Annotated in this window: 9 protein-coding genes; 8 read left to right on the forward strand and 1 reads right to left on the reverse strand. The window is 70.6% G+C overall.

From position 1 onward, the window contains the following. Window positions 1–421: 421 nt before the first annotated feature. Window positions 422–1,192, reverse strand: coding sequence for a FadR/GntR family transcriptional regulator (locus ABZU46_RS19985; RefSeq protein ID WP_354859888.1), 771 nt, complete (start codon window positions 1,190–1,192; stop codon window positions 422–424). Window positions 1,193–1,452: 260 nt separating this feature from the next. On the opposite strand from ABZU46_RS19985, the gene ABZU46_RS19990 reads away from it, so the two are divergent. The 8 genes from ABZU46_RS19990 (at window position 1,453) to ABZU46_RS20025 (ending at window position 9,444) form a co-directional block, all read left to right on the forward strand. Continuing rightward, window positions 1,453–2,613, forward strand: coding sequence for an extracellular solute-binding protein (locus ABZU46_RS19990; RefSeq protein ID WP_354859891.1), 1,161 nt, complete (start codon window positions 1,453–1,455; stop codon window positions 2,611–2,613). A 4-nt stretch (window positions 2,614–2,617) separates the two neighbouring features. Next, a complete protein-coding gene (locus tag ABZU46_RS19995) occupies window positions 2,618–3,604 on the forward strand; it encodes a sugar ABC transporter permease (RefSeq protein WP_354859894.1) in 987 nt (328 codons plus the stop codon). Beyond that, a complete protein-coding gene (locus ABZU46_RS20000; protein WP_354859896.1) occupies window positions 3,604–4,431 on the forward strand; it encodes a carbohydrate ABC transporter permease in 828 nt (275 codons plus the stop codon). The genes ABZU46_RS19995 and ABZU46_RS20000 overlap by 1 nt, the downstream gene beginning before the upstream one ends. A 1-nt stretch (window position 4,432) precedes the next feature. Beyond that, window positions 4,433–5,668 carry a mandelate racemase/muconate lactonizing enzyme family protein gene (locus tag ABZU46_RS20005; RefSeq protein ID WP_354859897.1) on the forward strand — a complete coding sequence of 412 codons (1,236 nt, stop codon included), beginning with the start codon at window positions 4,433–4,435 and terminating at the stop codon, window positions 5,666–5,668. Between the two features lie 140 nt (window positions 5,669–5,808). Beyond that, a complete protein-coding gene (locus ABZU46_RS20010; protein ID WP_354859899.1) occupies window positions 5,809–6,837 on the forward strand; it encodes an alcohol dehydrogenase catalytic domain-containing protein in 1,029 nt (342 codons plus the stop codon). Next, window positions 6,834–7,595, forward strand: a complete 762-nt coding sequence (locus ABZU46_RS20015) for an SDR family NAD(P)-dependent oxidoreductase (protein ID WP_354859902.1) — start codon at window positions 6,834–6,836, stop codon at window positions 7,593–7,595. The genes ABZU46_RS20010 and ABZU46_RS20015 overlap by 4 nt, the downstream gene beginning before the upstream one ends. Beyond that, complete coding sequence (locus tag ABZU46_RS20020; protein WP_354859903.1) at window positions 7,592–8,473, forward strand: amidohydrolase family protein; 882 nt, start codon at window positions 7,592–7,594, stop codon at window positions 8,471–8,473. The genes ABZU46_RS20015 and ABZU46_RS20020 overlap by 4 nt, the downstream gene beginning before the upstream one ends. Then, the gene (locus ABZU46_RS20025; RefSeq protein WP_354859905.1) at window positions 8,470–9,444 is read left to right on the forward strand and encodes an aldo/keto reductase; all 975 of its coding nucleotides are present in this window, start codon (window positions 8,470–8,472) and stop codon (window positions 9,442–9,444) included. The genes ABZU46_RS20020 and ABZU46_RS20025 overlap by 4 nt, the downstream gene beginning before the upstream one ends. Window positions 9,445–9,565 lie beyond the last annotated feature (121 nt).

The raw sequence follows: 9,565 nt of genomic DNA on the forward strand, positions 1-9,565 counted from the left end.
CCAGGGTGGGTCACGACGGGCGGGCACGGTTCGCCGCTCTCGCTGGCGGGTGCCGCGTGTCGTCGCGGGTCGCTTCGGGACCTCGGTGGTGGCCGTGCCGCGAGAGCGGCAGGAGGGATCGGGGGTCCACCATGGCTCCCGCGCGCGGCGTCCCGCCGTTGTCAACGGCGGTGGTCAACGTCCCTGAGGGAGGCCCGGACACCCACCAGCGGGCGTTGGTCATGCGCGACTCCATCGACCTCGGCGGATCGAGTGGAGCGGTGAAGCGTGCCCTTCGCCTCTGCGGCCCGAGGGTAGTCTGTTATCGCTAACATTCTCAAGCGATGGATAAATCTGGATTTCCGCGCCGCCGTCGCAGGCCGGTCGGACCGGGGTCGCCAACGTCCGGCGACCGGGTCGCCAGCGCTGCGGCACCGGGTCGTCAGCGCTGCAGCCGCGTCGGGCTGCCCGGCCCGCTGCGCCGGACGAGCCACGCCTCGGTGATGTGCGTGAACATCGCCTGCGCGGCGCCGTCGGGGTCGTGGGCGGCGATGCGCTCGTAGATGCGCCGGTGGCCCTGGTTCGACGCCACGCACATGGCCCGCTCCGGCTGGCCCATGTAGCGCGCGGTGTTGACGACCTGGCTCTCCAGGGACCGGACGACGCCCCGGGCGATGCGGTTGCCCGACGCCTGCATGACCGTGTCGTGGAAGGCGCGGTCGTGCTCCTGGTAGGTGACGTGGTCGTCCACCAGTTCGTCCATCCGGTCCACCAGGGCCCGCAGCCGGTCGACGGTCTCCTCGTCGGCGAGCCGCGCGGCCACGTTGGCCATGTCGGACTCCAGCACCCGCCGGGTGACCACCAGGTCGTCGAGGATCGCCAGGGTGTCGTCCTCGGCGATGGTCGCCGCGAGGACGAGTTCGTCGAGCATGTCCCACGCCGAGGGCGGGGTGACCAGGGTTCCGCTGCCCTGGCGGACCTGCACGAGCCCCTTCTCCTGCAGGATCTTCACCGCTTCCCGGATGACCGTCCGGCTCACCGAGAAGGTCTCGCAGAGCACCGGCTCGGGGGGCAGCGGTGTTCCCGAGGGGTGAACTCCCTGGACGATCCGGGTCACCAGCTCGGCGGTGATCGCCTGAGCCAGGTTGGCCGGGCGACGGGCCCAGGTCGGTGCCGCCCCGCCGTTGACGGTCGACTGGTTCGATGTCGTCACGTTCACCTCCGCGTAGCCGCGGGAGCGGGCCCACGAGTCCGCCCCCAGTGTACGGGCAACCGTTGACGTCAGACGTCATACGAGTTACGTTCTCGTCAATCTTGCATCGACGGCCGGTCCCTCGGCCACTCCCCATATGAAGGTGAGCAACGATGAAGCAACGAGCAGTGTGGTCCGCGGTCCTCGTTGCAGGGCTGGCCCTGACTGGCTGTGGAAGCGCGACAGGTTCGGGTTCATCGTCCGGAGGCTCGGACAAGAAGTTGGTCGTCTGGGACTGGAAGTCCGGCGAGGCCAGCTCCGCGCAGTACGTGGAGAAGGCCAAGGCCGACTTCGCCAAGAAGCACAAGGACGTCAAGGTCGAGTTCGTGGCCCAGCCGTTCGATCAGTACTACACGCTGCTGGGCGCGGCCATCCAGTCGGGCAAGGGGCCGGACGTCATCCTGTTCAACGGTGGCGGTCAGATCCGCGACCGGGTGGACTCGCTCCAGCCGCTCGACGAGTACGTGAGCGAGGACCGGCAGCGGCTGGCCGGCTGGGAGGCGTTCGCCAAGGACGGCAAGACCTACGCCGCTCCGGTGACCCTGCAGGGCCACCCGATCTACTACAACAAGGCGCTCTACGAGCGTGCCGGCCTCGACCCGGCGAAGCCGGCCACGACGTGGCAGGAGTTCATCGCCAACTGCGCCACCATCACCAAGGCCACCGGCGCCAAGTGCTTCGCCGTCGGCAACAAGGAGGGCATCGGCATCCAGTTCTTCCTGTCGGCCCTGGCGTCGGGCGTCCTCACCCCGCAGGAGTACGACAACTGGATCGCCGGCAAGCGCGACTGGAACTCGCCGAACGTGAAGCGGATCTTCGAGCTGTGGAAGGAGACCGGCACCGCGAAGCTGAACAACGACGGGGCCAACTCCACCGCGATGTTCAACGACGCCTTCGCCGTCTTCCAGTCCGGTAAGGCCGCCCACATCATCGGTCTGATGTCGGACATCGGGCACTGGAAGGACTTCAACGAGTTCATCACGCCGGAGAAGCTCGGCGTCATGATGGCCCCGACCGTGACCAGTGGCGCGACCCCGAGCCTGCCGTACGACGGCGGTATCGGTTACGCGGTCGCGAAGTGGACCAAGGACCCGAAGGTGGCCGCCGACCTGGTGCGCTCGCTGACCTCCACCGACGCCCTGAAGGCGTTCTACGCCAACGCCGGCGCGATCACGGCCGACACGACCATCGACGTGTCGCAGGCTGGGCCGGCCGTCACCACGATCGTCGGCGCGCTCAAGACCGGCAAGCCGGCGCCGCACGTGGCGCTCTCCTCGAAGGCGCTCGACCTGATGGGCAGGCTCTCCCAGCAGCTGCTCAGCGGGTCGATCAGTGTCGACGAGGTCGTGAAGCAGATGGCCGCCGTGGACACGGCGGGCTGATCTCGTGTCGATCGGTAAGTCGCTCTCGTCGGTCCGTTCGGCCTCGGCCGAGCGGGCCGGCGGGTTCCCGCCCTCCGCGCCGCCGTCTCGTGGCCGCCCCGTTTCCCGGCGCGCCGCCAGCGGCCGTCGCGCCGAACAACTGGCGCCCTTCGTGCTGGTCGCCCCGGCCGTCCTGATCCTCGTGCTGCTGCGGCTGTGGCCGCTGCTACTCGGCGTCAACTTCTCCTTCACCGGCGACGGCGACGGCGACCGCGACGGGGCGATGGTCGGCTTCGACAACTACGTCGACCTGCTCCACGATCCGCTGTTCCAACAGGCGCTGCGCAACGTGGGGCTGCTGGTGCTGCTCCTGCCGGTGGCGGTGGCCATCCCGGGCCTGCTCGCCACGTTCATCTACCTGCGCGTGCCGGGGCACCGGTTCTACCGCAGCGTCTACTTCTTCCCGGCCGTGCTGTCTCCGGTCATCGTCGGCGCGATCTTCAACCTGCTGCTCTCGTTTGACGGTCCTGTCAACGTTGTCCTGTCCTCGGTGGGTATCGGGCCGGTGGACTGGCTCGGTGATCCGGACGTCGCCATGTTCGCGGTCGTCGGCGTGCACGTGTGGGCGACCTTCGGCATGGCCCTGGTCGTGTTCCTCGCGGGCTTCGCGACCCTGGACTCCGCGCTGCTGGACGCCGCGCGGGTGGACGGCGCGTCACTGGCCCAGGTCATCTGGCACGTGATCATCCCCAGCCTCTCCCGCACCATCCAGTTCGTCTTCGTGACCACGATGATCGGGATGCTGACGTCCATGTTCGGCCTGCTCTACGTCATGACCAGTGGCGGTCCGGAGGGCTCGACCTACCTGCCGGAGTACTACATCTGGATCCAGCAGGGGCGGATGAACCGTCCGGCGCTCGCGTCGGCCGCGTCCACAGTCCTGTTCGTCATCATGCTCGTCGTCGGGCTGCTACAGCTCAAGCTGCTTCGACGCGCGGGGAGGGAGGACTGATGTCCCGCGTTCGACTGAGCAGATGGTTGCTCGTGATCCCGATGGGACTCCTCGCGCTCGCGACGATCTACCCGCTGCTGTTCACCGCGAACGTCGCCATGAAGACCCGCCGGGAATACATTCTCGACCGTTTCTCACTGGCGGACTCCCTGCGCTTCGAGAACATCACCACGGCGTGGACCAGCGTCGGCATGGCCCGGTACGCCGCCAACTCGATCCTCGTGGTGGCCTGCTCGGTGTTCCTGCTGCTGCTGTTCGGCTCGATGGCCGGCTTCGCGCTGAGCCAACTGCGCTTTCGGGGCTCGACGGCGCTGTTCATCGGCTGCCTCGCGGCGCTCTTCATCCCCTTCCAGGTGATCATGGTGCCGCTGGCCCGGGTCATGGCGGACAGCGGTCTCGTCGACACGTACCCGGGGCTGATCCTCGCGTACGTCGCGCAGTTCCTGCCCTTCACGGTCTTTTTGATGACCAGCTACTACAAGACCATCCCGGCGGAGATCGTCGACGCGGCCCGGATCGACGGCAACACCGTGTACGGCGTCTATCGGCGGATCATGCTGCCGCTGGGCGCTCCGGCGCTGCTCTCGGTCGGCATCCTCAACACGCTTTTCTGCTGGAACGACGTGCTCATCTCGCTGCTGCTGATGCCGTCGGCCGACCACCGCACCCTCATGGTCGGGGTGACCTCGCTGCGGGGGCAGTACTCCGAGGACATTCCGACGTTCGCCTCCGGGGTGCTCATCGCCGCGATCCCCGTCCTGGCGGTCTACCTGTTCCTTCAGCGCCAGATCGCCGACGGCGTCGCCGCTGGTTCCACGAAAGGCTGACATGCGCATCACCGGGTATCGAACCCTGACGACGGTCCAGGAGTGGGGCCGGCCCGTCGGCGACGCCAACGGCGTGTTCCCCGACGGCGTCACGACGGTGCCGATCACCATCGTCGAGACCGACGGGGGGATCAGCGGCGTCGGCCTGGGCCCGCACGTGGAGATCGACAAGATCTTCCCGGCCATCGAGGGGGAAGATCCCCGCGCGGTGACCAGCCTGTACGACCGGATGCTCCGGCACACCTTCAAGGCCGGTCACGGCGGGCTGGTGTTCGGGACGATCGGCGCACTGGACACGGCCCTGTGGGACATCAAGGCGCAGCTCGCCGGTGAGCCGCTCTGGCGGCTGCTCGGCGGGCGGGACCGACGCGTCCCGGCCTACGCGTCCGGCCTCGACATCGGTCTGACCGACGACGAGCTGGTCGCGGAGTACGAGGTCTACGCGGGGTACGGCCTGCGTGCCGCGAAGCTCAAGGGCGGCCTCGACATCGAGCGCGACCGGCACCGGCTCGCGCTGGTGCGGGAGGTGCTGACCGAGGCGGGCCACGGCCGGCGGCCCGGTCTGATGCTCGACGTCAACGAGGCGTGGTCGCGCAAGCAGGCCGTCCGGCACGTGGCCGAGCTGGAACGCACCCTCGATCTGATCTGGATCGAGGAGCCGGTCCGCCGCTGGGACGCCGAGGGTCTGGCCGCCGTCGGCCGGGGCGTCCGAGCGTCGATCGCCACCGGCGAGAACCTCACCGGGCTGGAGCAGTACCGTCCGCTGATCGGGGCGGGCGCGGTCGACATCGTCCAGATGGCCGCCGTCTGGGGTGTCACCCACTTCCTGCGGGTGGCGGCCCTGGCGCATGCCCATGACCTGCCGGTCAGCCCCATCGGCAACATCCCGGTCGGGCTGCTGCACGCCGCTACCTCGGTGCCGAACCACCTGGTCAGCGAACTACAGGATCTGCGGCCGCCGGCGGGCATCGGCCTCGACCTGCACGTCGAGGACGGCGCCTTCATTCTCGGCGACACACCGGGCCTGGGCATCCGGGTCGACGAGGCGGTGATCGCGGCGGCCGGACAGCGGGCCGGCAGCCCTGCCGCCGGCAGCCCGAACGTCCGACCGGAGCGGGCGGGCAAACGCCTGCTTGCGGTGGCCGAGCACATGCCCACCGTCGCACCGGTCCGGGTCGAGGCCCTGCTCGCCGATGCCGTCGGGTCCCAGAACGACGTGGCGCCCCTGCGGCACTGAGCCGGCCCGCCCGCAAGCGACCACTGGACCAGGATTGGTCGGATGATTACCGTGTCGATGGCGCCGACACGACGGATGCGGATCTGGCCGCCCCTGGCATACGCACCCGTACCAACCAACGACGTTGAGACGGAGCAGCAGTGAAGGCAGTTGTCTACCGGGGTGCGCGTGATCTCGGGATCGAAGACCGTGCCCCAGAACCGCCGGGCCCCGGCCAGGTGCGGATCGCGGTGGCGTACACCGGGATCTGCGGCACGGACCTGCACATCTTCCACGGCGACATGGACGCCCGGGTGGGCGCGTCGGCGGTGCTTGGACACGAGATGTCGGGCCGGGTCGCCGCGCTGGGCGACGGCGTCACCGGGCTGACCGTCGGGCAGCCCGTCACCGTGATGCCGACCCGCGCCTGCGGGCAGTGTGCGGCGTGCCGCCGCGGCAATTCGCACATCTGCCACGCGATGGACTTCCTCGGCATCGACTCGCCCGGCGCGATGCAGTCGTCGTGGACGGTGCCGGCCGAGTTGGTGCTTCCACTCCCCGACGATCTGCCGCTGGACCACGCGGCGCTCGTCGAGCCGGTCGCGGTGGCGGTGCACGACGTCGGACGGGCGAAGGTGGCGTCCGGAGAGCACGTGGTCGTCGTCGGCGGCGGTCCGGTGGGCGTCCTCATCGCGGCCGTCGCCCGGGCGCGTGGGGCCCAGGTCCTGCTCGTCGAACCGGACGGCTTCCGGCGCGGGGTCGCGTCGGGGATCGGGATCGAGGCCGTGGATCCGGGGCCGACCGATGTGGTGGCGCTCGTCAACGAGCGGACCGGGGGCGCGGGCGCGGACGTCGCGTTCGAGGTGTCCGGTTCCGCCGCCGGGGTCGGCACGGCCGTGGATGTGCTGACCACCCGGGGCCGGCTGGTGATGGTGGCGATCCACCCGCAGCCGCGTCCGGTGAACCTGCACCGGTTCTTCTGGCGCGAGCTGGAGCTGCTGGGCGCGCGGCTGTACCAGCGCGAGGACGTGGTGGAGGCGATCCGGCTGGTCGCGGCGGGCGTCATCCCGGCCCGGGAGCTGATCTCCCGGGTGCTGCCCGTGGCCGGTGTCACGGACGCGTTCACGGCCCTGGAGGGTGGCGGCGGCGTCATGAAGGTGCTGCTCGACTGGCGGGAGGAGGGCCGATGAGCGCCCTGTTCGACCTGACGGGACGTACCGCGTTGGTGACCGGCGCCCGGCGGGGGATCGGCCTGGCGATGGCGGAGGCCCTGGCGGTGGCCGGCGCGGACATCATCGGGGTGTCGGCGCAGTTGGAGTCCGAGGGCAGTGCGGTGCAGCAACGGGTCGAGGCGGCCGGTCGCCGGTTCACCGGCATCCGGACGGACCTGGGCGACCGGGTCGCGGTGTACCGGTTGGCCGAGGAGGCCGCGGCGGTGGCGCCGGTGGACATCCTGGTGAACAACGGCGGCACGATCGCCCGGGCGCCGGCCGCCGAGCACCCCGACGAGATGTGGGACCGGGTGTTGCAGGTGAACCTGTCCAGCCAGTTCGTGTTGAGCCGGGAGATCGGTCGGCGGATGGTCGACCGGGGCCGCGGAAAGATCATTTTTACCGCCTCGCTGCTGAGCTTCCAGGGCGGCATCAACGTCGCGAGCTACACCGCGGCGAAGTCCGGCCTCGCCGGGCTGACCAGAGCCCTGTCCAACGAGTGGGCGGGCCGAGGGGTGAACGTCAACGCGATCGCGCCCGGCTACATCGCCACCGACAACACCCAGGCGCTCCGCGACGACCCCGCGCGCAACGACGCGATCGTGGGCCGGATCCCGGCCGGCCGGTGGGGACGCGCCGACGACCTGGCCGGCGCCACAGTGTTCCTGGCCGCCGCGGCCTCGGACTACGTGCACGGCACCGTCCTGCCCGTCGACGGCGGGTGGTTGGGCCGATGACGCAGCAGACCTCGCCGGCCGGCCGCCCCGGCATCGTCGACGCGCACCACCACCTCTGGGTCCGTGCGCGACACCCGCAGCCCTGGATCGACCCGGACACGATGGCGGCGATCGACAACGACTTCACCCCGGCGGATCTCGCCCCGGCGGCGCGGGCCGCGGGCGTCACCGAGACCGTCGTCGTGCAGTCCATCGCCTCCGTGACGGAGACGGAGCACCTGCTGGGCATCGCGGCCGACGACCCGCTCATCAGCGGGGTCGTCGGCTGGGTCAACCTCACCGCCGACGACATCGACGAGCGCCTCGACCGGCTCCGCACGGCACGCGGCGGAGAGCGGTTGGTCGGCATCCGGCACCTGGTCCAGTCCGAACCCGACCCGGCGTACCTCGACCGACACGACGTCCGGCGGGGCATCGCGGCGGTCGGCGCGGCCGGTCTCGCCTACGATCTGCTGGTCCGCGACCACCAACTGCCGGCGGCCACCCGGCTCGTCCGCGACCTGCCCGAGGTGTCGTTCGTCCTGGACCACCTCGCCAAACCGGCGCTCGGCACGGGGAGCCTCGGCGACTGGCCGGCCAACCTGCGGGCGCTCGCCGCCCAACCGAACGTCACCGCGAAGCTCTCCGGTCTGGTGACCGAGGTGGACGGATCATCCTGGACGGCCGACGACCTGCGGCCCGCCGTCGACCACGCGCTCGACGCGTTCGGACCGGCCCGGCTCATGTTCGGCTCGGACTGGCCGGTGTGCCTGCTCGCCAGCTCCTACACCCGGTGGGTCGCCGTGCTCGCCGACATGGTGGCACCACTCGGTGACGAGGAGCAGGCGGCGATCTGGCGGGAGACCGCCCACCGCGCGTACCGGCTGGAGGCGTCATGACGGACCGAGCGCTGCCCCGCCGGCCGGCGATCCGCCTCACCACGCTGGGCTTCGGCGCGGCGCAGGGCGGCAACCTGTTCCGGGCGACGTCCGACGACGAGTTCGCCGCGGCCGTCGACACCGCCTGGGCCGCCGGCATCCGGTACTTCGACACCGCGCCGCACTACGGCCTCGGCCTGTCCGAACGGCGGCTGGGCGCCGCGCTGCGGTCCCGGCCGCGCGACGAGTACGTGGTGTCGACGAAGGTCGGGCGGCTGCTCGTACCCTCGCCGGAGACCGCGGGGGAGCGTGATTCGCAGGGCTTCGACGTGCCGGCCGACCTGCGGCGGGTCTGGGACTTCAGCCGCGACGGCGTACGCCGGTCGTTGGAGGCCAGCCTGGAACGCACCGGCCTGGACCGCGTGGACGTGGTGTACCTGCACGACCCGGACGAGCACTGGGAGCAGGCCGCGTCCGAGGCGGTACCCGCGCTGGTGGAGCTGCGCGACCAGGGCGTCATCGGCGCGATCGGGGCCGGCATGAACCAGTCGGCGATGCTGGCCCGGTTCGTCGCGGAGACCGACATCGACGTGGTCATGTGCGCCGGCCGGTACACCCTTCTCGAACAGGGCGCGCTCGACGACCTGCTGCCCGCCGCGCAGGCCCGTGGGGTCGGCGTGGTCATCGCCGGGGTCTACAACTCGGGGCTGCTGGCCCGCGACCAGCCACCGGCCGACGCGGTCTACAACTATCAGCAGGCGCCGCCGGAGCTGATCGAGCGGGCGCGGCGGATCGCGGCGGTCTGTCAGGCGTACGGCGTCACCCTGCCGCAGGCGGCGTTGGCGTTCGTCCGCCGGCATCCGGCCGTGGTCTCGACCGTGGTCGGCCTGCGCGACGCAGCCCAGGTGACCGAGACCCTGCGCCGGTCGGACGCGGACGTGCCGGAGCAGCTCTGGGCGGCGCTGCGCGACGCCGGGCTGCTCGGCGGGTGACGACCCACAGTTGAACGCGGTGCGCCGGCCACCCGATCCGAGGAAGGGGGTGGCGGCGCCCCGTGGGAGCTACCAAACAGCCGGGGGGTTAAACACCCGGAAAACCCCCAGAGGGTTTGTT

The sequence above is a fragment of the Micromonospora sp. NPDC005197 genome (genome assembly GCF_040608295.1).
In the GTDB taxonomy this organism is placed as follows: Bacteria; Actinomycetota; Actinomycetes; order Mycobacteriales; family Micromonosporaceae; genus Micromonospora.

Coding starts and splice junctions, on each gene's coding strand:
- ABZU46_RS20000 (WP_354859896.1), top strand. CDS start 3,604: ATGTCCCGCGTTCGACTGAGCAGATGGTTGCTCGTGATCCCGATGGGA.
- ABZU46_RS20015 (WP_354859902.1), top strand. CDS start 6,834: ATGAGCGCCCTGTTCGACCTGACGGGACGTACCGCGTTGGTGACCGGC.
- ABZU46_RS20005 (WP_354859897.1), top strand. CDS start 4,433: ATGCGCATCACCGGGTATCGAACCCTGACGACGGTCCAGGAGTGGGGC.
- ABZU46_RS20020 (WP_354859903.1), top strand. CDS start 7,592: ATGACGCAGCAGACCTCGCCGGCCGGCCGCCCCGGCATCGTCGACGCG.
- ABZU46_RS20025 (WP_354859905.1), top strand. CDS start 8,470: ATGACGGACCGAGCGCTGCCCCGCCGGCCGGCGATCCGCCTCACCACG.